22 protein-coding genes and 1 tRNA gene are annotated in these 24,310 nt (G+C 62.2%); 7 read left to right on the top strand and 16 right to left on the bottom strand.

Translation table 11 applies throughout. The features are described 5' to 3' along the window. Nucleotides 1-185: 185 nt before the first annotated feature. The 4 genes from G453_RS0108120 to G453_RS0108135 form a co-directional block, all read right to left on the bottom strand. Nucleotides 186-1,115, bottom strand: a complete 930-nt coding sequence (locus G453_RS0108120) for a hypothetical protein (RefSeq protein ID WP_027190655.1) — start codon at nt 1,113-1,115, stop codon at nt 186-188. Nucleotides 1,116-1,334: 219 nt separating this feature from the next. After that, nucleotides 1,335-3,176, bottom strand: a complete 1,842-nt coding sequence (locus G453_RS0108125) for a UbiD family decarboxylase (RefSeq protein ID WP_027190656.1) — start codon at nt 3,174-3,176, stop codon at nt 1,335-1,337. 122 nt (nt 3,177-3,298) lie between these two features. Further along, on the bottom strand, nt 3,299-3,799 hold the full coding sequence (locus G453_RS0108130) for a cyclic nucleotide-binding domain-containing protein (RefSeq protein WP_027190657.1): 501 nt from the start codon (nt 3,797-3,799) through the stop codon (nt 3,299-3,301). Nucleotides 3,800-3,844: 45 nt separating this feature from the next. Beyond that, entirely contained in the window at nt 3,845-5,527 is a 1,683-nt protein-coding gene (locus G453_RS0108135; RefSeq protein WP_027190658.1) for a long-chain-fatty-acid--CoA ligase, read from the bottom strand. Nucleotides 5,528-5,723: 196 nt separating this feature from the next. Here G453_RS0108135 and G453_RS0108140 point away from each other — a divergent pair, with 196 nt between their 5' ends. Both G453_RS0108140 and G453_RS0108145 read left to right on the top strand, forming a co-directional pair. Further along, complete coding sequence (locus G453_RS0108140) at nt 5,724-5,999, top strand: cupin domain-containing protein (protein ID WP_027190659.1); 276 nt, start codon at nt 5,724-5,726, stop codon at nt 5,997-5,999. A 62-nt stretch (nt 6,000-6,061) separates the two neighbouring features. Continuing rightward, nucleotides 6,062-7,033 (top strand): deoxyhypusine synthase family protein, encoded by a 972-nt coding sequence (locus G453_RS0108145; protein ID WP_027190660.1) that lies wholly within the window; start codon nt 6,062-6,064, stop codon nt 7,031-7,033. A 75-nt stretch (nt 7,034-7,108) separates the two neighbouring features. On the opposite strand, the gene G453_RS27115 is transcribed toward G453_RS0108145, so the two are convergent. After that, nucleotides 7,109-8,935 (bottom strand): NACHT domain-containing protein, encoded by a 1,827-nt coding sequence (locus G453_RS27115; RefSeq protein WP_084502175.1) that lies wholly within the window; start codon nt 8,933-8,935, stop codon nt 7,109-7,111. A gap of 715 nt (nt 8,936-9,650) precedes the next feature. Here G453_RS27115 and G453_RS23030 point away from each other — a divergent pair. After that, entirely contained in the window at nt 9,651-10,421 is a 771-nt protein-coding gene (locus G453_RS23030) for a DUF1571 domain-containing protein (protein WP_235731721.1), read from the top strand. Nucleotides 10,422-10,567: 146 nt separating this feature from the next. Beyond that, nucleotides 10,568-11,248: a LysE family translocator gene (locus G453_RS0108160; protein ID WP_027190662.1), complete on the top strand. Its 681-nt coding sequence runs from the start codon at nt 10,568-10,570 to the stop codon at nt 11,246-11,248. On the opposite strand, the gene G453_RS0108165 is transcribed toward G453_RS0108160, so the two are convergent. The 3 genes from G453_RS0108165 to G453_RS0108175 form a co-directional block, all read right to left on the bottom strand. Next, nucleotides 11,241-11,585, bottom strand: a complete 345-nt coding sequence (locus tag G453_RS0108165) for a NifB/NifX family molybdenum-iron cluster-binding protein (RefSeq protein ID WP_027190663.1) — start codon at nt 11,583-11,585, stop codon at nt 11,241-11,243. The two genes, G453_RS0108160 and G453_RS0108165, sit on opposite strands and share 8 nt — an antisense overlap. Nucleotides 11,586-11,702: 117 nt before the next feature. Next, nucleotides 11,703-12,197, bottom strand: coding sequence for a DUF134 domain-containing protein (locus G453_RS26175; RefSeq protein WP_084502177.1), 495 nt, complete (start codon nt 12,195-12,197; stop codon nt 11,703-11,705). A gap of 121 nt (nt 12,198-12,318) precedes the next feature. Further along, nucleotides 12,319-13,908, bottom strand: coding sequence for a phosphoenolpyruvate carboxykinase (locus G453_RS0108175; protein ID WP_027190664.1), 1,590 nt, complete (start codon nt 13,906-13,908; stop codon nt 12,319-12,321). A gap of 149 nt (nt 13,909-14,057) precedes the next feature. On the opposite strand from G453_RS0108175, the gene rfaD reads away from it, so the two are divergent. Beyond that, a complete protein-coding gene (gene rfaD / locus G453_RS0108180) occupies nt 14,058-15,029 on the top strand; it encodes an ADP-glyceromanno-heptose 6-epimerase (RefSeq protein ID WP_027190665.1) in 972 nt (323 codons plus the stop codon). A gap of 124 nt (nt 15,030-15,153) precedes the next feature. Here rfaD and mutL read toward each other — a convergent pair whose 3' ends face one another. Then, complete coding sequence (gene mutL / locus G453_RS0108185; protein ID WP_027190666.1) at nt 15,154-17,319, bottom strand: DNA mismatch repair endonuclease MutL; 2,166 nt, start codon at nt 17,317-17,319, stop codon at nt 15,154-15,156. 45 nt (nt 17,320-17,364) lie between these two features. Between mutL and alr the strand changes: the two genes are divergently transcribed. Next, entirely contained in the window at nt 17,365-18,492 is a 1,128-nt protein-coding gene (alr, locus tag G453_RS0108190) for an alanine racemase (RefSeq protein WP_027190667.1), read from the top strand. Nucleotides 18,493-18,624: 132 nt separating this feature from the next. Here the strand turns inward: alr and G453_RS0108195 are convergent, their stop codons facing one another. From G453_RS0108195 to G453_RS0108210, 4 genes are all read right to left on the bottom strand, one after another. Beyond that, on the bottom strand, nt 18,625-19,737 hold the full coding sequence (locus G453_RS0108195) for an NADH:flavin oxidoreductase (RefSeq protein WP_027190668.1): 1,113 nt from the start codon (nt 19,735-19,737) through the stop codon (nt 18,625-18,627). Nucleotides 19,738-19,930: 193 nt separating this feature from the next. Further along, entirely contained in the window at nt 19,931-20,587 is a 657-nt protein-coding gene (gene hypB / locus G453_RS0108200) for a hydrogenase nickel incorporation protein HypB (protein ID WP_027190669.1), read from the bottom strand. A gap of 1 nt (nt 20,588) precedes the next feature. Further along, entirely contained in the window at nt 20,589-20,942 is a 354-nt protein-coding gene (locus tag G453_RS0108205; RefSeq protein ID WP_027190670.1) for a hydrogenase maturation nickel metallochaperone HypA/HybF, read from the bottom strand. An 18-nt stretch (nt 20,943-20,960) separates the two neighbouring features. After that, entirely contained in the window at nt 20,961-21,647 is a 687-nt protein-coding gene (locus G453_RS0108210) for a DUF554 domain-containing protein (RefSeq protein ID WP_027190671.1), read from the bottom strand. Nucleotides 21,648-21,737: 90 nt separating this feature from the next. Between G453_RS0108210 and G453_RS0108215 the strand changes: the two genes are divergently transcribed. After that, a tRNA-Leu gene (locus G453_RS0108215) sits at nt 21,738-21,824 on the top strand. 117 nt (nt 21,825-21,941) lie between these two features. Here the strand turns inward: G453_RS0108215 and G453_RS0108220 are convergent. The 3 genes from G453_RS0108220 to modB form a co-directional block, all read right to left on the bottom strand. Continuing rightward, the gene (locus G453_RS0108220; protein ID WP_027190672.1) at nt 21,942-22,565 is read right to left on the bottom strand and encodes a class I SAM-dependent methyltransferase; all 624 of its coding nucleotides are present in this window, start codon (nt 22,563-22,565) and stop codon (nt 21,942-21,944) included. Nucleotides 22,566-22,887: 322 nt separating this feature from the next. Continuing rightward, nucleotides 22,888-23,637, bottom strand: coding sequence for an ATP-binding cassette domain-containing protein (locus G453_RS0108225; RefSeq protein WP_043645028.1), 750 nt, complete (start codon nt 23,635-23,637; stop codon nt 22,888-22,890). After that, complete coding sequence (gene modB, locus G453_RS0108230) at nt 23,638-24,306, bottom strand: molybdate ABC transporter permease subunit (protein WP_027190674.1); 669 nt, start codon at nt 24,304-24,306, stop codon at nt 23,638-23,640. It lies immediately after the preceding gene. Nucleotides 24,307-24,310: the final 4 nt, after the last annotated feature.

The following is a 24,310-nucleotide window of genomic DNA, read 5'->3' on the forward strand; positions in this document are numbered from 1 at the left end:
GACGGGCCGTCCTCGACGAAAGGGCGGCCCGTTTTTTTGTTGCCAGGACGTCGGGTCCGTTGATGAGCGTTGCAGCACCGGGCCGTGGCAGGGCTCGTGAACGGAGGATGGGAGGGGTATTCCTCCAGCAGGACGGTTCATCCGTCTGCCTGGAAAACCCGGACAATCCCGAACGGCGTGCGCCGCTACGCCGCCTGGGCGCTGCCGTACTTGCTGGTGACGGAGGCCAGAGAGGCCAGTGCTGCGTCGAGCGATTCGCCTTCCAGGCCTGCGAGCAGGGCGTCCAGTTCGGCCTGGAGGGCGTCCAGTTCGTCAACGGGATCGGTAGCGTCGGGCTGATTCTGGGCCGTGGTCGCGCCGCCAGCGCCTGCGTTGCTGGCCAGGGCGGCTGAACCGGACCCGGCTGTGCTGGCGTTGCTGGCGAGTTCCGCTGCAGAGGAGCCTGCCGTGCTGGCGTTGCTGAGCACCGTGTCGGTCAGTTGCGAGCTGGCCGAGCTCCCGGTGCTGGCGTTGCTGGCTGCCACCTGGCTTGCGCTGGCGGCGGCTGCCGTGACTGCGGCGGCGGTCTTGGCGCTTGTCTTGGTTGACGTTTTCGTGGCTACGGTCTTGGTCGGCGTCGCTTGCGTCGCAGTCGTCGTTGCCGCCTTGGCCTGTTCGGTGATGAGCCCCATGGAGGTCATCTGCTTGGTGATGAGCGCCTGAAACGTCATGAACGCGGGGATGTTGCCCTGGTTCATGGCCAGCGAGGCCTGATAGTTGAGGTTTTGCAGCACCAGGCTGTCCTGGAAGCCTTTGGCCTGCTCAGGCGTCTGCGTGGCGGTTGTTGCCGCAGCCTGGGCCGTCAGGTTGGACTGGATCTGCGCCGCGATCACGGCGTTGGGGTCGGCTGCTGCCTGGGACACTTGAGATACTTGGGTTGCCAGCGTGTTGGCCGAAAACGTCAGGGACGCGGGCGTGGCCTGCTGCCCGACGTTCTGGCCTTGGCCCTGGATCTGGTTTGCAGCCAGCATCTGGGCGAACTGGGCGGCGAACTGGGCCGGATCGCCGGTCGGGCCGGAATTCTGCTGGGCCGTGAGGGCCTGGTCGTATGAGAGTTGGTCAAGTGCCGAGATCATGGAGCATCCTCCGTCGCGCCCGTCCGGCATGGGGAAAAGAGTGCCGGACGAAGGATCGCAGCCTTATGCGAGCAAGCCCCGTGCCCCAAACCGGATGCTTTTGTGCGGCGGGCGCTTAGCTGCGGACCGGAAAACCAGGCGGGCGCGGACCGGAAGAAATGACCACACGAAAAAGGGGGCCGCAAAGCCCCCTTTATTCGTCAATGCGCCTGCAAGTCGCTAAATGATGCCGTGGAGCGGGCCGCCCGGCGCACCCAGGCTGTCCGCGAACTTCTCCGCATCCGGGTCGGGATCGAGGGGGGGGGCGTGGTAGGTCTTCAGCCGCCCGTCGATGATGATCGGCCCCTGGCATCCCCAGTGCTTGCAGTGGATGAATTCGCCCACGCCGTAGGTGTCCGTGGCCGGGTCGGAGCGGGTGAAGGTCACCCACAGGAAGTTCGCCCAGGATGCGGCCGTGAACGGCGCGTCGTCCGCCACCACCACCAGGGGGAAGCCTTCCAGCCCCGCCTCGGCGGTCATGGACCGGGCCAGCTCCTGCAGGAGCGGGTCGTGCTCGTCGCGACCCCTGGCGTGGGCTGGACCCTGCATCACCAGAATGCCCGGCGCGAAGAGGCAGGGATGGCTGAATCCCTGGGCGAGCTTGAGCCCCGTGGGCATCTCCCGCCCGAGCTCCCTGCGCTTCTCGCCGGTGATCGCGATGACCACCTTGGACCCCTGGTTGAGGCTGATGCCCGAGTAGTCCAGTGTGTCCATGGTGGTGCGGGTGATGAAATGGAGGTCCCTGGCCGGGTCGATGCGCTCCAGCAGGTGCCGGAAGAAGGCCCTGACGTCGTGGCAGTGCAGCGAGGGGGCATCCTCCCTGGCTGCGATGAGCACGTACTTGGAGAGCGAGGTCTGCGTGTTGCCCAGCAGCGAGAGGGCGTTGGTGATGAGCTCCTGGGGCGTCCTCTCGGCGGCGTAGGGCACGTAGCGCTCGCTGCCGATGGCCAGCAGCAGCGGATGGACTCCGGCCTCGTCCACGGCGTGGACTTCGTGGACGCCGCTGAACACGGTGGACACCAGCGGCGCGGTCAGCTCGTGGATGAACGCGCCGAAGACCGTGTCCTCCTGGGGCGGCCTGCCCACAGTGGTGAAGGGCCAGACCGCGTCCGGCCTGTGGTAGACCTTGTCCACCGTCAGCACCGGGAAATCGTGGGCCAGGCTGTAATAGCCGAGGTGGTCGCCGAAGGGGCCTTCCGGGAGCTCGCGGCCCATGGCGATCCGGCCTGTGATGCAGAAGTCCGCCTCGGCCAGGATGGGCAGTCCGCCCGGCTGGGTGATCATGTCCATCCTGCGGCCGCCCAGCGCCCCGGCGAAGAAGAGCTCCGGCATGCCTTCCGGCAGCGGCATGACCGCAGCCACGGTCATGGAGGGGGGGCCGCCCACGAAGATGTTCACCTTGAGCGATTCGCCACGGGCCAGGGCCTCGCCGTGATGATGCCCGATGCCCCGGTGGATCTGGTAGTGCAGGCCGATTTCCCGGTCTGGCTCGAAGTGCTGGCCGGTGAGCTGCACCCGGTACATGCCGATGTTGGAGCGGGCGAACCCCGGCTGGGCCAGGCTCTCGGTGTAGACCTGGGGCAGCGTCACGTAGCCGCCGCCGTCGCCGGGCCAGGACTTGAGCTGCGGAAGCTGCGATATGCGCGTCTGGTTCGCCAGCACCGGCCCGTCCTTGACACGCCTGGGCAAGGCATGGATCAGGGCCGCCGGGACGCCGAGATGGCGCCACGGGCGCTTGAAGGCCTCCATGGGGTCGAGCTTCAGCCTGAAGAGGCTCTCGATGGCGCCCAGGGTCTTGCGGAAGATGAATTTGGTCCGCTTCATGGTCCCGAAGATGTTCCCGACCATGGGGAAGGGGGTGCCCTTGACGCGGGTGAACAGGATGGCCGGGCCTTTCGCCTGGAAAACCCGCCGCTGGATCGCCGCGACCTGCTGGTCGGCGTCGACCTCCACGTCGATGCGCCTGAGCTGCCCTGTAGCTTCCAGGTCCCGCAGACACTCGGAGAGATTTCTATAGCTCATCGGTCCTCAAAAGAAACGGGCGGCCATGGACCGCCGGGTTGTCTGACAGGGGGCACATTCCGGGCAACCGGAAGGAGGCCTGCCGGGGTTCAGCACTCTCGCCGTTTGGCGTTCCAGGACGGCTACAGATATTCCACCAGCTTAACGCTGGTGTTTCGCAGCCGAAAGCTCATGAGCCGGGCGATGTTGGTGGTGACCTTGAGGGCCAGGCGCATGTTTTTCTCGCACAGCGCCTCGTAGTCCTTCCTGCCGAGCATGAGCAGGGTCACGTCGTCCAGGGCTCTGGCCGTGGCGGAGCGCGGCGGGCCTTCGATCAGGGCCATCTCGCCGAAGGCGCGTCCGGCCCCGATGCGCACCAGGCATTTGGGCTTATGGTCCGGGGAGGAGTCCCGCTTGGTGATCTCGATGGAGCCTTCCAGGATGATGGCCATGGAGTCGTCGGGGTCGCCCTCGGAGAAGATGACCGAGTCCTTGGCGAAGTGGCACAGGCGCATGAAGGTGCACAGGCACATCACGTCGTCCTCGGAGAAGTCCTTGGCCCAGGTGGAGCCGTCGATCATCTCCATGAGCTTCGGCCCCACTTCGGGGTTGTGGAAAAGGTGGTCGCAGCCGTCGTAGTCCATGGTGTCCCTCCGAGCGGAAACTATGCCACAGGGCTTGAGAAACCGCTAGGGCGCGGGTGCGGCCTTGTGCTCTTCGCGCAGCACTCTTTTGAGCACCTTGCCCACCATGGTCTTGGGCAGCTGGTCGCGCAGCTCCACGAATTTCGGGGTCTTGAACCCGGCCAGTTTCTCGCGGCAGAAGGCGATGACGTCCTCTTTCGTCAGGCTCTCGCCCGCTTTTGCGACCACGTACACCTTGACCACCTCCCCGCGCGTGCGGTGCGGCACGCCCACGGCCGCCACGTCCGCGATCTTGGGGTGCGTGTGCAGCACCTCCTCGATCTCGCGCGGGTAGATGTTGAAGCCGCCGGAGATGATCATGTCCTTCATGCGGTCCACGATGAAGAAATAGCCTTCCTCGTCCATGACGGCCACGTCGCCGGTGCGCAGCCAGCCGCCCTTGAGGGTCGTCGCGGTGTCTTCCGGGCGGTTCCAGTAGCCCTGCATCACCTGGGGGCCTCTGATGATGAGCTCGCCGGGCTCCCCTGGCGCCAGGTCCCTCTCGCCGTCCTCCAGGCTGACCACGCGCGCGATGGTGTCCGGGCAGGGCAGGCCGATGGAGCCCTGCTTGCGCTTGCCGCGCAGCGGGTTCACGTGGGTGAAGGGCGAGGCCTCGGTCAGGCCGTAGCCCTCCACGATGTCCGACTCTGTCACCTCGGCGAAGCGTCGCATGAGCTCCACCGGCAGCGGGGCCGAGCCGGATACGCAGTATTGCACGCTTTTCAGGTCGTATCGCGGCAGGGCCTTCTGCTGCAAAAGCGCCATGTACACCGAGGGCGTGCCCGGAAACACCGTGGGCCTGAAGCGCTGGATGCACTTGAGCGTCTCCAGCGGCTCGAAGCGGGGCAGGGGGACGATGGCCGCGCCGCAGTCCGTGGCGAAGTTCACGTTCACCATCAGGCCATAGATGTGGAAGAAGGGCAGAAGCCCCAGGAACACCTCCGGGTGGGAGCCGATGTCGTGCAGGATTGCCCGAGCCTGCTGCACGTTGGTGGAGACGTTCCTGTGGGTGAGCATCACCCCCTTGGACAGCCCCGTGGTGCCGCCGGTGTATTGCAGCAGCGCCAGGTGCGTGGCGGGGTCGAAATCGGTGTGGAAAAGCGCCTGGGAGGCGAAGGCCCCGTTCCAGGACAGGGTGCGCTCGCCGTCCAGCGCGAGCGCCGGGTACTTGCCTTCCTTCCAGGCCCGCAGCCGGTACAGCCAGTTCAGCGGGAAGGCCAGCCCGTCGCTCACGCGGGTGAGGATCATGCGCTCCAGGCCCGAGGCCTCCAGCAGGGCGCGGTGCTTGTTCCAGAGCAGATCCAGCGTGAGGAGCACCCGAGCGCCGGAGTCCTCCAGGATGTGCTTGAGCTCCGTCTCCATGTACAGCGGATTGACGAAGACCACCGTGGCCCCGGCGTAGAGCGTGCCCCAGTAGGCGATGATGGTCTGGGGGAGGTTGGGCAGCATGATGGCCACGCGGTCGCCCGGAACCACGCCCATGCGGCGAAGCCCCGCCGCGAACCGGCCCGCCTTTTCGCGCAGGGCGTCGTAGCGGATGCTCCAGTTCTGGAAGGTGACGGCGGTGCGCTCCGGCGTGCGCTGCACGGCGCGGTCCAGGATGCCGGTCAGCGGTTCCTCGCGGTAGGGCACCTGGGCCGGGACCTTGGGGTCGTAATTGGCGAGCCAGGGGAAGGCAGTGTCTGTCATGGTGGTGATCTTTGTTCGGGTGGCGCGTCTTTCGTGAACGTAGCGCATCGGGCGTTACGGAACAATGATGAAGTCGCGCTGCAAGGCCCCTCACGATCCGGAAAAACATCCTTCCCGGCCAGGAGAGGCCGCTCACGGGCTTTACGCCCGCCCCGCTTTTCTGTTACCGCTATCATCCTTTGGCTAAGGAATCACCATGCACGGCATTAAAATCGAGCACCATCCCTCCCCGGAACGCCTGTCCGCCATGGGCGTCTGGGAGTGGCCCATCTGGGAAAAGGAAGCCTCCGAATTCCCCTGGGCGTACGATTCCACGGAAATATGCTATTTCCTGGACGGACAGGTGGAGGTCACCCCGCAGGGCGGGGAAACCGTGCATATGGGCAAGGGCGATCTGGTTACTTTTCCGTCCGGGATGCGTTGCACCTGGAACATCATCGACCCCGTTCGCAAGCATTTCAATTTCGGATAACCCTGCCTCTCACCACGAGAAGAGGGCGCGGCAAGCGCCCATGGAGCGGCACAGGAGCGGCAATGAGCACCATTACTCAATTCATGGACCATCATTTCAGGCACTTCAACGCCCGCGAGACGTTGGACGCCGCAAAGGCATGGAACCAGCTTCTGGACGACGGCGGCCAGATGTTCCTCACCATGGCCGGGGCCATGAGCACCGCCGAGATCGGCATCATCCTCTCTCGCATGATCCGCGCGGGCAAGGTCCACACCATCTGCTGCACGGCGGCGAACCTCGAAGAGGATCTGTTCAACCTCTTCAACCATAACGAATACAAGATGGTCCCCAACTACCGGGACCTCTCCCCCGAAGCCGAGAAAGAGCTGTACGACGAGGGCTTCAACCGCGTCACCGACACCTGCATCCCCGAAGGCATCATGCGCCAGGTGCAGCGCGAGATCACCCAGCTCTGGAAGAAGGCCGCCGAGGAGAACACCCCCAAGTTCCCCTACGAGTTCATGTACGAGCTGCTCGACCAGCCCGGCATCGAGAAGCACTTCCAGGTGCCCGCCGAGGACTCCTGGGTGCTGGCCGCCAAGGAAATGGGCGTGGTGATCTATACCCCCGGCTGGGAAGACTGCACGCTGGGCAACATCTTCGTGTCCGAAGTGATCCGCGGCAACGTGAAGAGCCACGCCGCCATCCGCCACGGCACCGAGCAGATGGAGCACCTGGCCAAGTGGTACATCGAGATGGGCAAGAAGAAGACCCCCATCGGGTTCTTCCAGATCGGCGGCGGCATCGCCGGCGACTTCCCCATCTGCGTGGTGCCCATGCTGATCCAGGACCTGGAGCTGGAAGAGACCCCGTACTGGGCGTACTTCTGCCAGATCAGCGACTCCACCACGAGCTATGGTTCGTATTCGGGCGCGGTGCCCAACGAGAAGATCACCTGGGGCAAGCTGGATATCCATACCCCCAAGTTCATGATCAACTCGGACGCGGCCATCGTCGCGCCGCTGATCTTCAGCTATGTTCTGGGTGACTAGAGCGAAGTAAGCTAGAGAGATTGTTGATGGTTGTTAGAAGGCCGCGCCCGGAAGGGCGCGGCCTTTTTTGGAAGTTTACTTGCTGCTAAAGTAAGGGTCAATTGTATAGATGTCGCTGTTTTTATTGTCCTGTTTCGTGAGAAAGTCCCGATGTTTTTTTAACCTTGTTGCGATTGAGTCAATAGCAGTATGAATAGCATTGGTATAGGTAGCGACATCGACGTCGCTGATTAGTTTTGAAAAGGTAATATTGTACTCCGTTGTGCCGTCTTCCAGTATGGACGCTTGGCATTCTTCTAGGGTAGTATTTTCTGAGACATTAATTGTCGCAATGTCGTCAATTTCGTCAATTATGTCGCTGATCTCCGGGATCATGCTGGGAAGATCACGAGATGGCCTATACCATCCTGTCGTGCTAAGTTCATTGTCGTCGATGTCTTCGGTTATCATGAGGCCTCTCTCGTTGCATATTTGAAGCAATACTCGGCGGGATTGTTCTTCTGAAGGTTCTTCTGTTATATTGTAAGATTTAAAAAAACTTGTGATTATGGGTATCGCATAGTATTTAGTGTGCCGATATTTGTCTGTTTCTGAGAGGAAAGAAAGCATTTGGGTTATTCTTCTCCAGCTGCTAAAGGATAACTTTGCGGATTCTGTGTAGAAGTTGGGGACTTTGTCGTCGTTTCTGTTTTTTATGAATGAGGAAGAAAAGTACTCAACAAGGCTTTTGTGTATAAATGAAATGAAATGTCCATCTTCTTGCATAAGACAGGCAACTTTAACTATGTCGTGTCTAAAATCGTCCGCCTTGCATGATACCTCAAGAAATGAAATTGATTGATTTAGCAAAGTATAAAATTCTGTGTCGGTTAGGCTTACCTTCATCCCGTTCATCGCTACAAGGTAGCAAAATGTTCTAAAAAGCTCTTCGAGGCGAAATTCACCGAGTTGCGTTTTGTGTAGCCGGGTTAGGCCAGGCTTTGTTTTGTCATGTTTGCTGAAAACTGTTGTAAAGAGCTTTTCGTAAAATTCTGGGATGTTGCTGGGGACGGATTGCTCGGCATTGTAAACTTGAATAAGGAGTGTGAGTAGAAGTGGTGTGTTGAGTATCCCTGACACTTCAGCCGTGCTAGTGTTTATTGACGAAAGAAGGTGCTGTAGTTTCTTGCCTTTGACGCCAAGTTTTCTGAAGAATGGTTCTCTGTCTTTGTCTTCTAGTTTTTTTAAATGAAGTACTTTGTATGTTGGAATTTTTTGTGCATCTGTTCCAGGCCTTGACGATATTATGACTTGAATGTTTGGGTATGATGCTGCAAGTTTGTCGATGCTCCGGAGCAAGTCTCTAGTTGAGCAGTCTTCAACTTCGTCAAATGCGTCAAGAAGTAGTACGATTTTGTCTGTTTTTAGTATGTCATGGGTATTTACGTCGTTGTTGTCGTATCCATAGCTCGTAAGCGCTTCATTGATCGCATTGAAAAGATCAAATTTTGCAGTAATTTTTCTTAGTTCTATGAATATGGGGAGTCTTCCAGATCCTTTTCGTGAGAGTTCTTGTATGCAGAGGTAGCGTAAGAAAACTGATTTACCTTGTCCAACCGTCCCCTCAATTACAATGTTCTCTTTTGAAATGTCAGAAAGACTGTCGACAGGTATTGTCGCAACGTGCGGATGGTAAGTGACAAGTTTCGATGGGTAATAAAAATCGCCAATATAGACATCATTGTCCTTTTGCCAAATGGTTTTGATGCTGCCAACTTGCAGTATTTTGTCGTGGAGCTTTTTAATTTTTGTAATGTCTTTCCAGTGTTTGTTTTTGAACAGAACGTGTTTTGTTGCTTTGTATATATCTTTCGCGATTTCTGTAAGAACACCGTATCCTATCTTGGAAACTTCTGCATCCATGGCGCACCTCTGGGCTGTCGTTGCTTATATTTTGCAAGTTTATCATGTATTGTCAAATGTGTTTGCTGGTTGGCGTTTTGTTGTGCGTATGTTGAGTGGGCAGTGAAGGTTGTCTGTATGTACAGTGATGGTTGTCACCTCGCACCTCCATCCCGCCCCCCATACTCCCCAGAAAAGGGCTTGAAGCCCTGGTCTAATCCCCCGCACATCCTCCGGCACACACTCTAGCCGGAACCCATCCCCCTATGCCCCTCGCCATCAGCGTGCTGGAAGTCTCAACTTTCGAATGGCTGTAACGACGGGATGCGTTCAGGCGAACGGCTCTCCTTCTTCTCGCGATTGGCCTCATGATCTCCGAGATGCCGCATTGCCGTGGTCTAAGATCAACGCATCGCTCTGTAATACTCAGAAATTCCTGCGCTATTGTCCGCATTGCAACCTTATTTGTCCTCGGTATTTGATTTATATTCGATGAAATCGATTCTTTCCCATTGCAAGATGGCATAGATATGGTATTGTAGGAACATTGTTAAATTAATACGTAAGGTTGCAAATTGCCTAAGCATCAGGGGCGTTGGAGGTTGGACCCGGCCCGCTATGGCCTCAGCAGCGTCATTGCTGCTTCCTTCTTATGCCCGGCGACGCGGGCAGCGCCGAAGTCAGCCAGCGAGCCCCAAATAGCCGCGCAAATTCTATGGAATACGAGGTGAAGACCGTGATCATTATCACTCTGAGTACACTGTTCTCTCGATTGGCAAGAGGCAACTTGTGGATGTCCTTGTTTTTGGCATGCGCCGTGCTGTGGATGATGGCCTTTAACTGTACCGTGGCTGTAGCCGCTCAGGAGAACGAACTGCTCGCGCTGTTGCAAAAAATGGAGGCGAGTTACGCGAAGGTTGAGGATTATACTACGGTGTTCCGCAAGCATGAGCGAGTGAAAGGAGTACTGCTTCCACCAGAGTCGATTTATCTGAAGTTTAAAAAGCCATTGCAAATCTACATGAAATGGGTGGATGGGCCGACGAAGGAAGCTATCTACGTAGAAGGAACGAACAAAAACAGGGTTGTCGCGCACAGTGGCGCAAGTCTGACGTGGAACTTGGACCCCAATGGATCAATCCTTATTGCTGGCAACCGGCATGCAATAACTGACATCGGCTTTGGTTTCATCCTCAACGTTATGAACACAAATTTCCATATGGCAATAAAGCATGCGGAGATTGAAATCACCCGCATGGGGGAAGAATCTTTCGAAGGCAGGCCAGCGATCATCGTGGAGGCTAAATTTACCCCAAAGGACGGGAGAAAGTACTATGCCACTCGCATGGTCTGCCACATCGACAAAGAGTACCTGCTTCCTGTAGGGATTTCATGTTATGACGAGAAAGACGCCCTTATGGAGGAGTATAGCTACAAGGACGTAAAAATTAACGTAGGTCTTAAGGACATGGATTTCTCCAGACATAATCAGGACTATGACTTCTAATGTGCGATGCATGATCAATGGATTCGAATTCAACTGAAAGATTGCGCCCAGGAGCGTGGCATTGCGTAGTCGACAGAAAAGGGCTTGAAGCACTGGTCGAGTCCGCCGTAAGCTTACGGCACACACTTTAGCCGGAGCCTCCCCCTATGCCCCTCGACACGTACCTCGCCTTCGTGGCCGCATCCTCACTCCTCCTCATCATCCCCGGCCCCACGGTGATGCTCGTGGTCGGCTTCGCGCTCTCCTACGGCGCGCGCCGGGCCAGCTGGTCCGCCGTGGGCGTCATGCTGGGCGACGCAACCGCTCTCAGCTGCTCCCTTCTGGGCCTGGGGGCCTTCCTCCAGACCAGCGCGCATCTCTTCTCCATCCTCAAGTGGGCGGGCGCGCTCTACCTCATCTGGATGGGCGTCAAAATGATAAAGGGCGGGGGCAACACTGCCTCCCACCCTTCTCATTCGTCCGGCGCGGCCGACATCGACCCTATCGGAGCGTCCCCACCCTCCGCCGCCCGCCCGGCTTCGAACTCCCGCATGCGTATGGTTCTGCAGGCCTATGTGGTCACGGCCCTGAACCCGAAAACTCTCTTGTTCTTCGTGGCCTTCGTGCCCCAGTTCATCACGCCGGGGCCGGACGTGCACACGCAGATGCTCATCATCCTGGCCACCTTCGTGGGGCTGGCCTTCCTGAACGTGCTGGCCTATGCCGCGCTGGCCGGATCAGCCCGCCGCGCCGCGCGCGACCCTGGCGTGCTGCGCGCCTTCAACCGCCTGGGCGGCTGCACCTTCATCGGCGCCGGACTCTGGACAGCAGCCCGCGAGGCTAGCTGACGCCCCCGCCAGCAGCATACATGCCCGACGGCTTGAGCCGTCCCTCCAGGAGCGCCAGAACCGCCTCGTCCGGCTCCATGGGGCGGTCCACCACGTAGGGGGTGATGCCGCGCGCCCGCAGCGCTTCGGCGCTGCCGGGGCCGATGCCCTTGCAGACCACGCTGTCGCAATCTTGCAGCTTGTGCAGATTGGCGGCGTTCAGGCCGTCCGGGCCGAGCGGCCTGCTGTTTCTGGCCACGATGCGCCCGGCCTCGGCCTCGGCCAGGTAGAGCAGGGTGCTCTTGCCGAAATAGCCCGACATGGACCCGGACTCGTCGCAGGTAACGGCGATGCGCATGGTGTCGACCTCCCGCTGGAGGCCCGCCGCATGTCGCAGCGTCGTCCTCCAGATGATTTCCTCGCTCCGTGCGGGGCAGGGTGCATAGTCCCCGCCCCGCGCGTGAGCGCCGAAGCGCTAGGCAGGCTTCTTGGTGCGGCAGCAGGTGTGCCCTTCCGGCTTGGCCTGGGTCAGGCATTCGCCACCCTTTGCGTGGCCGTGCCCCTTGCCACCGCAGCCGCAGGAACCTTCAGCCGCCACGGTCTCGTTCGTTTTGGCCGCGTGGCCCTTGCCGCCGCAACAGGTGTGTCCGGTTTGATCGCTCATTTCGTAATTCCCTCCGTCGATTGTAAGAGTCATGCCCCGCACCAGCGCCGTGGCCACCTTGGCGCGCCCCTCTTGCAGCACGCGCCCGAACGTGGCCCGCGATACGCCCATCTGCTGCGCGGCGGCCTCGTGATACAGGCCCTCCATGTCGCTTAGGCGCATGGCCTCCAGTTCTTCCAGAGCCAGCACGACCTGTCCGGCCCCGGGTGAGCCGGAGGCGGCGGCCCCGCAGGGTCTGCCCGTAGGATGGAAGGCCCGGCAGACGGGCTCGCCGTAAATGCGGCAACAGCGTTTGGGACGTGACATGATCTCTCCGTGGGGAGGATAATGAGCATATGTTCAAAATAAGTCAACCGGCGCGCATCAAAAAAGCGGACGCCGGCATCTGAACCAGGCGTCCGCTCCATGCGGTCATACGTTTTGCTGCCTACTTCCTGACGGAGGTGACGATGGCCTTGTCCAGGCCCTCGTACGACTCCAGTATCTCGCGCCGCGCGGCGTGAAGGGCGGTTTGGCGCTGGTCGAACTCGGCCCGGGGGTAGAGCTTCTCCGGGTGCATGAGGATGGAATCAACGCCGGGGATGACGCGCGGCACCATGAGGCCGGTGGCCTCGCTGATCTCCCAGTCCTGCAGGCCGCCGCGCACGATGGTCTCCAGGATGTTCACGGTGTCGTTCAGGGTGATCTTGCGGGCGTGTTCGCCCTCGCCGACGCTTCCGGTGTTCAGGAGGTAGCAGTTGATGTGCGGGTTCCACTTGAGGATCTCGTGGAACAGGTGGGCGTGCTCCACGCGGTCGCCCGCCAGGAAGGGGTCGTAGAAGAAGACGTTCTTGATCTTGCCCGCCTGGGTGGGGTCTCCCGCCGAGGACTCCATGGACTGCCCAAGCACCATGAAGGCCGTGGCCTGCCAGGGCGAGAGCTTGGCCACCGCCGGGATGGTGGGGCCGCGCGTGATGATGAACAGGTTGTCCACCGTGTCGGCTGTGATGTTGCGGTGGGCGTGCATGAAGTCGCGCCGCTCGATCACCGCGCGTCCGTTGGAGGTGCGCTCGATGTTGAAGAAGTCCATGGCCCCGGACTCGTCCACGTGGACGTTCTCCAGGTAGGTGTCGGGCTTGAGCGCGCCGTAATAGGTCTCGATCTGCTCGCTGGGGGTCAGGCCGTCGGTCTTGGCGTAGATGCCGCCCTGCTCGAAGCCGTGGAAAGTGCCGTCGCGCTTGAGGATGCCGCCGTCGTCCTGGATCAGCCAGGACTCCTCGCCGATGGTGTTGGCCAGCACCCGGCAGGTGAGCGAGGTCTTGCCGTTGGCCGACAGGGCCACGAACAGCGAGGTCTGCGTCTCCAGGCCGCCGTGGGCCATCTCCAGGCAGTCGCGGCGGCAGCCCGCGTGCAGGAAGATGCCGTCGCGCTCCATCTTGGCGCGCCAGTCCTCGCCCGCGAAGATACCCTTTTTCCACTCGCCCAGGTAGCTGGAGTTGCGCACGATCTTTATCATCCGACCGTCGTCGGAATGAACGAGCCTGATAGTGATGTCTTTTTCGGGCAGGGGCTTTGCGGCGTTGCCTTCCCAGGCCTCGTCGTGGAAGAAGATGACCTGGTAGGTGGGGTCGGTGACGTTGTTTATGCGCGGGCCGAAGAGCTTGGCCCCGCCGTAGGCGATGTGCGCGAAGCGGCGCGGAACGATCAGGCGCGCCGTGATGGGCCTGTCGCCGCCGCGAATCTGCACGTCCAGGCAGATGAGCTGGTGCTGGCTGAGCGCCTTCTTGGCCTGGGCGAGCAGAGCGAACTCGGCCTGGCCGAAGGGGGCGTCGATGCTGTTTCTGGTGAAGGGTTTGGCCCTGGACATGGGCTCGGTGAAGGCGACGACGTTGCCGTAGGTGGTCTCCTGTACGTCCGGCTCCTCCAGGCAGATGCGCTTGAGACGCTCGGGGCCGGGGTTCTGGATGACGCGTTCCTCATCCACCGCCTGGGCATAGATTCCCCGGACAGCGATATCGAATTCCTCGAAAATTGGCATAGAAAAGCCTCGTTGGGTTGGTTTGGGCGCACATGGCTTGTACCCCAATTCACGAGGCTATGCCAAGGGCAAAGGAGAGTTGCATTTGTGACGCGGCTGGCATAGTCGGGAAAAACAACGGTTTATGAAGGGTGTTCCGGGAGGGGCTCATGTTGATCGTAACCGGTGGGGCAGGGTTTCTGGGCAGCGCGGTCCTTTGGAAGCTCAACGAGATGGGCCGGGAGGACATTTTAGTGGTGGATAACCTGTCCATCAGTGAAAAATGGCGCAATCTGGTGAACCGCCGCTATGTGGATTATGTCAATAAATCCGAGTTTCTGAGTAGGATTCAAGGCGGCGGCAACATCTTCGGAGCTACCGCCGTGGTGCACCTGGGGGCCTGCTCCTCCACCACTGAGCGCGACGCGGACTACCTCTACGCCAACAACACCCGCTTCAGCATCGAACTCTGCCGGTTCTGCCAGGAGCACGGCCTGCGCATGGTGAACGCCTCCAGCGCGGCCACCTACGGCGACGGCTCCCAGGGCTTCGAGGACGGGGCCGAGAGCCTGGACGACCTGAAGCCCATGAACATGTACGGCTATTCCAAGCACCTCTTCGATTTGGCCGCCCGGCGCGAGGGGTGGCTGGACAACGTGGCCAGCCTGAAATTCTTCAATGTTTACGGGCCGAACGAATACCACAAGGGCGATATGATGAGCGTGGCCTGCAAGGCTTTCACGCAGATCAGGCAGGGTGGGACGGTGAAGCTGTTTAAGTCCCACCGCGAGGGCGTGGAGGACGGCGGGCAGCTGCGCGATTTCGTCTACGTCAAGGACTGCGCAGATGTGGTCTGGTGGCTGTTGGAGAACCCGCACGTGGGCGGGGTATTCAACGTGGGGTCGGGCAAGGCCAGGAGCTTCAAGGGCCTGGTGCGGGCCGTGTTCTCGGCTATGGAACTGCCCGAGAGCATTGACTATGTCGATATGCCCGAGGCTATCCGGGAAACCTACCAGTACTACACGCAAGCGCCGATGGCGCGCCTGCGCGGCGCCGGGTACGACGGGGAGTTCACCTCGCTGGAGGACGGCGTCAGGGATTATGTGGCGCGGTATCTCTCGGCTGGGGATAGGTATTTGTAGCCTGCGCGATCATGGCGCGATGGCCTCATGATCGCGTTTCGCCGGGCACCAGCCGCAGGGCGGGGCGGTCAGGCGCGCTGATGCGTCCTGGACCGGCAACTAGCCGTCAACTGGCGGCTAGACCTTACTTCCTCCGCTTGAACAGCTTCTCCAGGTCCTTCTTGTCCCAATTCACCACCACCGGCCTGCCGTGGGGGCAGTAGTCCCGGTCTTTCGTGGTGCTCCAGGCCTCCAGCAGGGCCAGCGCTTCGTCTTCGGCCAGGGCGTCGCCCGCCTTGATGGCCGCCTTGCAACTCATCACAGCCCACAGATCGGCCATGCTTCCCGCCTGTCCGGTCACGGCCTCCCTCAAAAACTCCTTGGCCTGTCCGGTGGTCAGAAGCGGCGGAATCCCCCTTACGGACACCGACCCCGGCTTGGGGGCCTGCATCTGGAAGCCGAGCGCGGTCAGGTCCGGCCACAGGGCCGTCAGCTTCTTCTGCTCCGATGGGTGCAGGGTCATCTCGAAGGGGATGGCCAGGGGTTGGCTCTGTCCGCGCGTGTGGGAGGCGCGCATCTTGTCGAACAGCACCCGCTCGTGCGCCGCGTGCTGGTCCAGGAGTGCGAGGCCCTCTCCGGCCAGACGCAGCACCAGGTACGTTCCCGCCACCTGGCCCAGGTACTCCACGCCGCCCACGGAGCGGCTTCTTTGGGTGCGTTGGCCATCAGCGGCCCGCTGCGTCGGCTGGTCCCGACGGTCGTCAAAGCTCTGGTCGCGTGTGGTTCTACCATCCGGCTGAGCCGCGCCGTACTGGGCCGCTCCCGAATCGCGCAGGGCGGGCGGTTCGCGGAAACGCGCCACATGCGCTGCTGCCGGGCCGGTTTCCTCGTCCGGCAGGGCGTCCCGATCACGCCAGGACTCTCCCCTGTCTGCTCCCCCGGCGTCAGGATGTCCGACGCCGCGACCTGCGCCCGAAATTCCGGAAGGCCCGGAAGGTGTATACCCGCTCTCCTCGCGCTCTGCTCCGCTCGGCGCGCCTGACTCCGTGCTGCGCGAGCGCATGCGCAAATACGCAGGCAGGTGGGCGTCGTCGGGCTGGCTCATGCGCCCGGACGAAAGCCCCGACGGCTCCAGGCGGGACGATGCGCCGTCTGCGTCCTGCCCCTCGCGGCCCACCTCGGTCAGGTAGTCGCGGTAGGTGGCGTATTTCGGGCCTTTGGACGCGGGCGGGATATCCAATTCGCCTTGTGGTTGCGCCGGGGCCAGGGACTCCCCCCGGTGGTCCAGCACGCTGGTCATGCGGGCCGAGGGCGCGCCCAGGTCCAGGGCGCGGGCCACCGCCGTGCGCACCAGGGTGAACAGGAGGCCCTCGTCGCGAAAACGCACTTCGGTCTTGGCCGGGTGCACGTTCACGTCCACCTCGCCCGGCCCGGTGGTGATGAACAGCGCCGCCACGGGATATTCGCGCGAGAGCATGCGCCCCTTGTAGGCCTCGCGCACGGCGCGCAGCAGCACGCGGTCCTGCACGGGGCGCCCGTTCACGTAGAAGAGCATCTTGTCGGCTCGGGCCTGCCCCACGTGCGAGAGCCCGGCGAATCCGGTGACGCGGCAGCCGTGCATGTCGGACTCCACAGGCACCAGGGCCTGGGTCACGGCTGGCGGCCACACGGCGGCAAGGCGCGACAGCAGGTTCTGCCCGGCCACGAAGCGCATGACCGGCTTTTCGCCGATGGTCAGCTTGAAGCCCACGTCCAGGCGCGACAGGGCCATGCGCTCCAGAACTTCCTGGCAGCGGCGCAGTTCCGTGGCCTGGGACTTCAGAAACTTGAGCCGCGCCGGGACGTTGGCGAACAGGTCGCGCACCTCGATGCGCGTGCCCTGCACCATGGCCGTGGGGCCTTCCTGGCGGAAATCGCCGAAGTGGACGTCCACCACGTGGGCATCGCTCCCGTCCTGGCTCTTGGAGGCCAGCCGCAGGCGAGACACCGAGGCGATGGAGGGCAGGGCCTCGCCGCGAAACCCGAACGTGGCGATGGACTCCAAATCCTCCACGGCGGTGAGCTTGCTGGTGGCGTGGCGGGTGAGCGCGAGGCGCATTTCTCCCTCGTCCATGCCGCGCCCGTTGTCCTGCACCAGGATGAGCCCCACGCCGCCCCCGTCCAGGCTGACCTGCACCCGGTCCGCGCCCGCATCCAGGCTGTTTTCCACGAGTTCCTTGACGACGCTCGACGGGCGCTCTACCACCTCACCGGCGGCGATCTGGTTCTGAAGCGTGGGCGGCAGGACGCGAATGGTACGGTAGGCTTGCATCGCCGCAAACTAACCGATCACGAACCATCCGGCAACGGAGCTGACATGAGCATTCTGTATAATAAGGTCACGGCGGTCATCGAACTGGCCAATATCGTTCATAATTATCAGGTTCTGAGCGCCGCTTCCGGCTCGGGAGCCCCCATCGCCGTGATCAAGGCCGACGCCTACGGCCACGGGCTGTCCCAGGTGGCCCAGGTGCTGGCGGGCGCGGGCGCGGAAACCTTCGCCGTGGGCACCGTGGAGGAGGCCGTGGCCCTGCGCGGCACGGGCCATGCGCATCGCGTCATCGCCCTGCTGGGGCCTGTTGAGGACGCCGAGTACGCGGCCCTGTGGAGCGCGGGCGTGATCCCCTTCCTGCACACCTTCGAGCAGCTGGACCGGCTGGCGCAGCTTGAGAAGGCTCAGGACGAGGTGCTGCCGGTGGCCTTGAAGTTCGACACGGGCATGCGCCGCCTGGGCTTCACCCTGGCCGACGTCCCGGCCCTGGCCGAGCGGTTGAAGGCCATGAAGAACGTCCGGCTGGACATGGTCAGCTCGCACCTGGCTACGGCGGACGAGCCCGAGGCCTTCTCCTACGTGGCCGCCCAGGCCGAGGAGTTCGCGGCCATCCGTCGCGAGCTTGCGGCGCTGGGGCTTGCGCACACGGCCAACATAGCCAACTCCGCCGCCATCCTGGGCCACCCGGACCTGCACCTGGACCAGCAGCGGGCCGGGATCGCCCTGTACGGCGGCAATCCCTTCCACGGCACCGAGCGCGAGGCGCTCGGGCGAGACCTCAAGCCGGCCATGAGCGTCAAGACGAAGATTCTGTCCGTCCACGGTCTGCGCGCCGGACAGAGTGTCAGCTACGGCTGCACCTACACCGCGCCGGAGGACAAGACCGTGGCCATCGTGGCGGCGGGCTACGCCGACGCCTACAGCCGCTCCTTGAGCGGCAAGGCGCAGATGTGCCTGAAGGGGCGCAGGGTGCCGGTGCTTGGCCGGGTGTGCATGCAGATGTGCGCCGTGGACGTGACCGGCATGGAGGGCGTGCGGGCCGGGGACGACATCTGGCTCTTGGGCGGCGACGGCGAGGGGCGCATCACGCCCGAGGAACTGGCCGCCTGGTGGGGGACGATCACCTATGAGGTGTTCTGTTTGCTGGGGCTGAACAAGAGGGAGTTCGTCTAGACGTATTGTGGATTTTGCAGTCGGTGCGGCCGAGTGACCTGAGCTGCACAGGACGCAACCCGACTCTGAATACAGGCGTGCCGCCGGGTCGATAGACCCGGCGGCACGCTTTTTTTGTTGATTCGCTTAGGCTTAGCGGGCGCGCTTCTTCTCGAAGGTCACGCAGCGGATGCCCTCGCCCGCAAATCCCGGCCCGTAGCAGGCGTTGTCCGACACGCATTCGGCGGGCCGCACGTCACCCTCGCGCCAGCGCTTGATGAGCCCCGGCTCGCAGATCAGCGGGCGGCACATGGAAATATAGTCCACCAGACCCGTGCGGACAAGCTCCTGCGCCACATCCAGCGAGCGGATGCCGCCCACCAGCATCAGGGGCATGTCCGTCAGGCTGCGGCACAAGGCCGCTGCCTCGCGGTAGTAGACCTCCTGGTCCGGGATTTTGATTTTGCCTTTGCGCGCGGGCATGAAGGCCTCGCCAGCTGGCCTGCACCCGCCAGAAAGCTCCACGGCGTCAACCGACGCGTCGCGCAGCATGGCGACCACCTGGGCGCAGTCCTCCATGGTCAGGCCGTTCTCCACAAAGTCCCCGGTGTTTATCTTGGCCAGCACAGGATAATCCGGCCCCACGGCCTCCCGCACGCTGTGCACCACTTCCAGGAGCATCCGCGCCCGGTTCTCCAGTGCGCCGCCGTATTCGTCGGTGCGGGTGTTCCAGGCCGGGGAGAGGAACTGGCTCAAGAGGTAACCGTGGGCTGCGTGAACCTGCACCGCGTCGTAGCCGGTGATTTTCGCGCGCGCGGCAGCCTTGGCGAAGGCGGTCACCAGGGCGGCGATGCCGGGCTTGTCCAGGGTGTCGCAGATGGATTGGCCGTCCACAAGGCAGGGGCTCGGCCCCACGGGACGAAGGCCGGTGAGCGCGGCGTTGCCCTGGTTTCCGGCGTGGGCCAGTTGCAAGGCTATTTTCCCTCCAGCGTCGTGGACGCCCTTGGCCATGGCGGCGAGGCCGGGAAGCAAAGCGTCCGAGTACGCGCCGACCTGTTTCAGGCCTGCCTGACCCTCGCGGGTGACAAAGGCGTGGCTGCTGATGATGAGGCCCACTTCGCCACGGGCCAGCTCGGCGACCATCTCCACGAGGCGCGGCGTGACCGAGCCGTCGGACTCGGCAAGGCCCTCCCAAGTGGCGGAGCGCACGAAACGGTTGCGGAGGGACATGCCGTTTATGGTGGTGGCTTCAAAGAGTTCGGCCATGAAGTGTCTCCTGGTGCGGTGATTCGGTTTGATTTTGGGGTCGTGGACGCCGTGCCCGGCGTGGCCGTCGTTGTTGGAAAGATACCACGGCGGGGCAGGGGGAGTACAGGATGAGCTCGGAAGGTTCGCCTCTGAAACAATCAGCGTGTTTGCCTACGAAAAAGGGGGCCGAAGCCCCCTTTTTCAAATCTCGTTAGCCCTTCTTCGCGGCCCGTTTCTTCCTGAGCCACTCATACCACCCCTCCAGCCCTTCGCTGGTCTTGCAGGAGACGCCGAAGATGATGATGTCCTTATTCAAGGCCCGCATGAAGCCCCGGGCTCGCTCCATGTCGAAGTCCACGTAGGGCAGCAGGTCCACTTTGTTCAAGAGCGACACCTCGCTCAAATTGAACATGAGCGGGTACTTTTCCGGCTTGTCGTCGCCTTCGGTAACGGAGAGCAGCGTCACCTTGCCATCCTCGCCCAGGTCGAACTCCGCCGGGCAGACCAGGTTGCCCACGTTCTCGATGAACAGGATGTCCAGCCCGTCCAGGTCGATCTGCTTCAGCGCCTCCAGGATCATGGAGCTGTTCAGGTGGCAGCCGCCCTCGGTGTTGATCTGCACGGCCTGCGCGCCGGTTGCGGCCACGCGCCGGGCGTCGTTGTCGGTCTGGAGGTCGCCCTCGATGACGGCCATCTTGAACTCGCCCGCCAGGTCGCGCAGGGTGCGCTCCAGAAGGCTCGTCTTGCCCGCGCCGGGGGAGCTCATCAGGTTGAGCGCCAGGATGCCGCGCGCGGCGAACAGGTCTTTAATCTCCTGGGCAAGGCGGTCGTTGGCTTCCAGGACGTTTCTGATCACGGATACTTTCATGTTACTGCGCCTCTATGTAGTCGATGAAAAGTTCCTTGCCTGCCAGCACGGTGTGGCCGAGTTCCTCGCCGCAGGCCGGGCAGGGCACCAGCATCCGGTTGGGGTGCTCGGGCGAGAACTCGTGGCTGCACTTGAAACACCTGTAGAGCGGGGGGATCTGCTCCAATTCGAACACGGCGGATTCCAGCGGGGTCTTCACCGTGAGCGCCATGAAGCACGTCTCCAGCGCTTCGGGCACGGTGTTGGTGAGGCCGCCGAATTTGACCTTGGCCCGGATGAGCTGGGTCAGGCCGTTCTTCTCCATTTCCTGCTGGATGATGTCCAGGATGGACTGGGCGATGGACATTTCGTGCATGGCGTCCCCGTTTGTGGCCTAAATGGGTGTGAAACTCAAGAGCGCGGCGGCTATGATCGCGGGCAGCAGGTTGCCGACGCGGATGTGCGCGAACCCCAGGAGGTTCACGCCGATGGACAAAATGAGCAGCCCCCCGGTGGAGGTGATCTGCGTGAGAAGCTCTGGCGTGACCACCTCGCGCACGGACCCTGCAGCCAGGGTCATGGCGCCCTGGTACAGGAACACCGGCACGGCGGAGAACATGACGCCCACGCCGTAGGTGGAGGCCAGGGGGATGGAGGCGAAGCCGTCCAGGGTGGCCTTGGTGAGCAGGATGGTGGGGTCGTTTCGCAGGCCGTCGTCAAGCGAGCCCAGGATGGCCATGGAGCCCACGCAGTAGATCAGCGAGGCCGAAACAAAACCGTCGGTGAACAGGTCGCTCTTGGAGCGCGAGACGCGCTTCAGGCGCTCCCCCATGGATTCCAAACGGTCCTCGATGCGAAGAAGCTCGCCCGCGATGCCGCCAAGCACCAGACTGAAAACGACGAGCAACGGCCTGTCCATCTTGAGGGCCATCTGCAGGCCGATCAGGAGCACGGAAAGGCCCAGCGCCTGAAAGACGATCTTCTTGACGTTCTCTGGGAAGCGACCGTGCATCAGAAGCCCGATGAGGCTCCCGGCCACGATGGCGGCGGCGTTGGCGATGGTTCCGAGCGGCATGTCCATGGGGTGTCCGGGCTACCAGCTAGAACCGGGAAGCACAAGCCATTCTTGACACTTGGCCGCGCGTGTCCTAGAGAGAAAACCCTTTTGCATGCCGGGATGGCGGAATTGGTAGACGCAGCGGACTCAAAATCCGCCGGTCGCAAGGCCTTGGGGGTTCGAGTCCCCCTCCCGGTACCAGATTTCAGCGGGTCGCAGTTTGGGCGCGAAGCGTTCGAAGTGGCTCGAATCAAAGTTCAAGGCCCGGAAAGCAACAGCTTTCCGGGCCTTCTTCATTGGGCTCGCAACGGGCGCGCGTCAGCTGCGGACTGCCGTCAGCAGGAAGATGGGGAAGGTGCGCTCCTCGCCGTCTGCGAATTTCTTGGTCACCTGATGAGCTTCTTGGAATGCGACTGAGGTGAACCCGGCCTGCTCGAACACTGCGCGCAGCCAGCCGCGGTCGAAACCCGGATGGAACGTATGCATTTCCGTTCCGTGGAAGCGCCCGTCGTCCAGATCCAGGTCCGCGAACGCCGCGACTCCGCCAGGGCGCAGCAGGCCGTGGAAGACTGCCGCCGCAGCCGGGATGTCCTCCATATGGTGCAGCACCATGGACCCGGTGATCACATCGAACTCCGGCAAGCCGGAATTGTCCTGCCCGGCGCTCCAATGTCTGACCTCCACGTTGCCGGGGTCGGCTTCAGCCAGCTTGGCGCGGAGGATGTCGAGCATCCCGTCGGCTTCGTCCACGGCGATGAGCCTTCCCACATGGGGGGCGAGCGCCAGGCTGACCAGCCCGGTTCCCGCGCCATAATCCAGGAGGGTCGTTTGAGGGGTCAGGCGCAGCGCGCCGATCATCTTCGCGACTATGGCTGCGGCCACCGCGACCCTGCGGGGATCTTCATCCCAGGTCTGGGCTACGGCGTTGAAGGGGGTGGTCATGGATGCTCCAGAGTGTTGTTTGCAGGAGGATTGTGGGGGAATACGCCCAGGTATTCGACAAAGCTGCCGCCAAGGCGGCCCTGATACAGAGCCAACTCTTTCCATCATAGTGCGAAACCATGTCGTGGACAAGCCTGAGCAGCCCGAACTTGAAAGGACGCTACAAAAGACTGGGCGGGGCATGGGGGCGGCATGCCGGGACAGGGCGCCGGATAGGCCGTCAGATCAAGGCGCACAGGGAGATTCCGGCGTGCCTGGAATGTCCCCGGACTACTTCATCGGCGTTCCATTGATGCGGCTAGGGGCGTCGTGAAATCCCCGCTCAGTGTCGCTTGCGGTTGCTCTCCAGCAGCACGTCCAGCATTTCGTACGCGGAGTCGTAGGCGCTACGCTCCTGCTGGTAGTCGAAGACGATCTTGGTCTCGCCGCTGTCGAGAATCACCAGCGATCTGGCGAACGCGTCCACGTCCTCCGGATCATGGCTGATGAGCACGGTAGGCAGGCCGGTGAGGGCGATGGAGTCGAGCAGGTCCTGCCGGACCTTTCTGCGCAGGAGCGGGTCCAGGGCGGAGAGCGGCTCGTCCAGGAACAGGACGTCCGGATTCATGGCCAGCGCCCGCGCCAGGGCCACGCGTTGCTTCTGTCCGCCGGAGATCCGTCCCGGCATGCTGTCGGCGATGTGCGAGATCTCGAAGCGGGCCAGGAGTTCGTCGATGGCGTCGCCGGTCTTGCCCGCGCGCCCGTTTTCCGGGCCGGGAACCAGGCCGAAGGCGATGTTCTTGCGCACGGACATGTGCGGGAACAGGGCGTAGTCCTGGAACACGTAGCCGATGCGGCGTTTGCGGGCCGGGAGGTTCACTGCCCGAGCGGAGTCGAAGAGGACGTGGCCGTTTATCATGATGCGCCCGCGATCCGGGGCGATCATGCCCGCCATGAGCTGGAGGGTGAGGGACTTGCCGGAGCCGGACGGGCCGAATATCACCAGGGTCCGCGAATCGGTCTCGAAGGCGACCCGCAGGGTGAACGGCTCTTTTCCTCTCAGGAAGGATTTTTCCACGTCTACGGAAAACATTCATCCCTGCCGGGAGGGGCTGAAAAGCCAATCCGCGCTCACCAGGATGGCCAGGCAGATAGCCGAGGTGGTGGCCGCCAGCAGCGCCGCCTGCGTGTCCTTGCCCGCCGAGAACGCGTCGTAGATGGCCAGCGCCAGGGTCTGGGTCTTGCCGGGAATGTTCCCGGCGATCATGAGCGTGGCGCCGAACTCGCCCATGCCCCTTGCGAAGGCCAGGAGGGTCCCGGCGATGATGCCGTTTCTGGCCTGGGGCAGCGAGACCAGGAAAAATACCTTCACCTCATTGGCCCCCAGGCTGCGGGCCGCGTTCTCCAGGTTGCGGTCCACGCCGTCAAAGGCTCCCCGCGCGGATTTGTAGATCAGCGGGAAGATCACCACCGTGGCCGCAAGCACCGCGCCCTGCCAGGAGAAGATCAGGTTGATGCCCTGCTCGGCCAGCCACGCGCCAAGCACTCCCCTGCGTCCGACGATAACGAGCAGGAAGAAGCCCAGCACGGTGGGAGGCAGCACAATTGGGAGCGTGCACAGCGAATCTATGATCCTTCTGCCGGGGACATTCCGGCGCGACATCACATAGGCCAGCAGAACGCTGAAGGCGAAGGAAATAGCCGTTGAAAAGGACGCCACCTTGATGGTTATCAGGATGGCGTCCGTCGGGAACTCGGTCATTGGG

Origin of the sequence: Fundidesulfovibrio putealis DSM 16056, assembly GCF_000429325.1 — a bacterium.
Taxonomy (GTDB): domain Bacteria; phylum Desulfobacterota; class Desulfovibrionia; order Desulfovibrionales; family Desulfovibrionaceae; genus Fundidesulfovibrio; species Fundidesulfovibrio putealis.

Coding starts and splice junctions, on each gene's coding strand:
- G453_RS0108120 (WP_027190655.1), bottom strand. CDS start 1,115: ATGATCTCGGCACTTGACCAACTCTCATACGACCAGGCCCTCACGGCC.
- G453_RS0108125 (WP_027190656.1), bottom strand. CDS start 3,176: ATGAGCTATAGAAATCTCTCCGAGTGTCTGCGGGACCTGGAAGCTACA.
- G453_RS0108130 (WP_027190657.1), bottom strand. CDS start 3,799: ATGGACTACGACGGCTGCGACCACCTTTTCCACAACCCCGAAGTGGGG.
- G453_RS0108135 (WP_027190658.1), bottom strand. CDS start 5,527: ATGACAGACACTGCCTTCCCCTGGCTCGCCAATTACGACCCCAAGGTC.
- G453_RS0108140 (WP_027190659.1), top strand. CDS start 5,724: ATGCACGGCATTAAAATCGAGCACCATCCCTCCCCGGAACGCCTGTCC.
- G453_RS0108145 (WP_027190660.1), top strand. CDS start 6,062: ATGAGCACCATTACTCAATTCATGGACCATCATTTCAGGCACTTCAAC.
- G453_RS27115 (WP_084502175.1), bottom strand. CDS start 8,935: ATGGATGCAGAAGTTTCCAAGATAGGATACGGTGTTCTTACAGAAATC.
- G453_RS0108160 (WP_027190662.1), top strand. CDS start 10,568: ATGCCCCTCGACACGTACCTCGCCTTCGTGGCCGCATCCTCACTCCTC.
- G453_RS0108165 (WP_027190663.1), bottom strand. CDS start 11,585: ATGCGCATCGCCGTTACCTGCGACGAGTCCGGGTCCATGTCGGGCTAT.
- G453_RS26175 (WP_084502177.1), bottom strand. CDS start 12,197: ATGTCACGTCCCAAACGCTGTTGCCGCATTTACGGCGAGCCCGTCTGC.
- G453_RS0108175 (WP_027190664.1), bottom strand. CDS start 13,908: ATGCCAATTTTCGAGGAATTCGATATCGCTGTCCGGGGAATCTATGCC.
- rfaD (WP_027190665.1), top strand. CDS start 14,058: ATGTTGATCGTAACCGGTGGGGCAGGGTTTCTGGGCAGCGCGGTCCTT.
- mutL (WP_027190666.1), bottom strand. CDS start 17,319: ATGCAAGCCTACCGTACCATTCGCGTCCTGCCGCCCACGCTTCAGAAC.
- alr (WP_027190667.1), top strand. CDS start 17,365: ATGAGCATTCTGTATAATAAGGTCACGGCGGTCATCGAACTGGCCAAT.
- G453_RS0108195 (WP_027190668.1), bottom strand. CDS start 19,737: ATGGCCGAACTCTTTGAAGCCACCACCATAAACGGCATGTCCCTCCGC.
- hypB (WP_027190669.1), bottom strand. CDS start 20,587: ATGAAAGTATCCGTGATCAGAAACGTCCTGGAAGCCAACGACCGCCTT.
- G453_RS0108205 (WP_027190670.1), bottom strand. CDS start 20,942: ATGCACGAAATGTCCATCGCCCAGTCCATCCTGGACATCATCCAGCAG.
- G453_RS0108210 (WP_027190671.1), bottom strand. CDS start 21,647: ATGGACATGCCGCTCGGAACCATCGCCAACGCCGCCGCCATCGTGGCC.
- G453_RS0108220 (WP_027190672.1), bottom strand. CDS start 22,565: ATGACCACCCCCTTCAACGCCGTAGCCCAGACCTGGGATGAAGATCCC.
- G453_RS0108225 (WP_043645028.1), bottom strand. CDS start 23,637: ATGTTTTCCGTAGACGTGGAAAAATCCTTCCTGAGAGGAAAAGAGCCG.
- modB (WP_027190674.1), bottom strand. CDS start 24,306: ATGACCGAGTTCCCGACGGACGCCATCCTGATAACCATCAAGGTGGCG.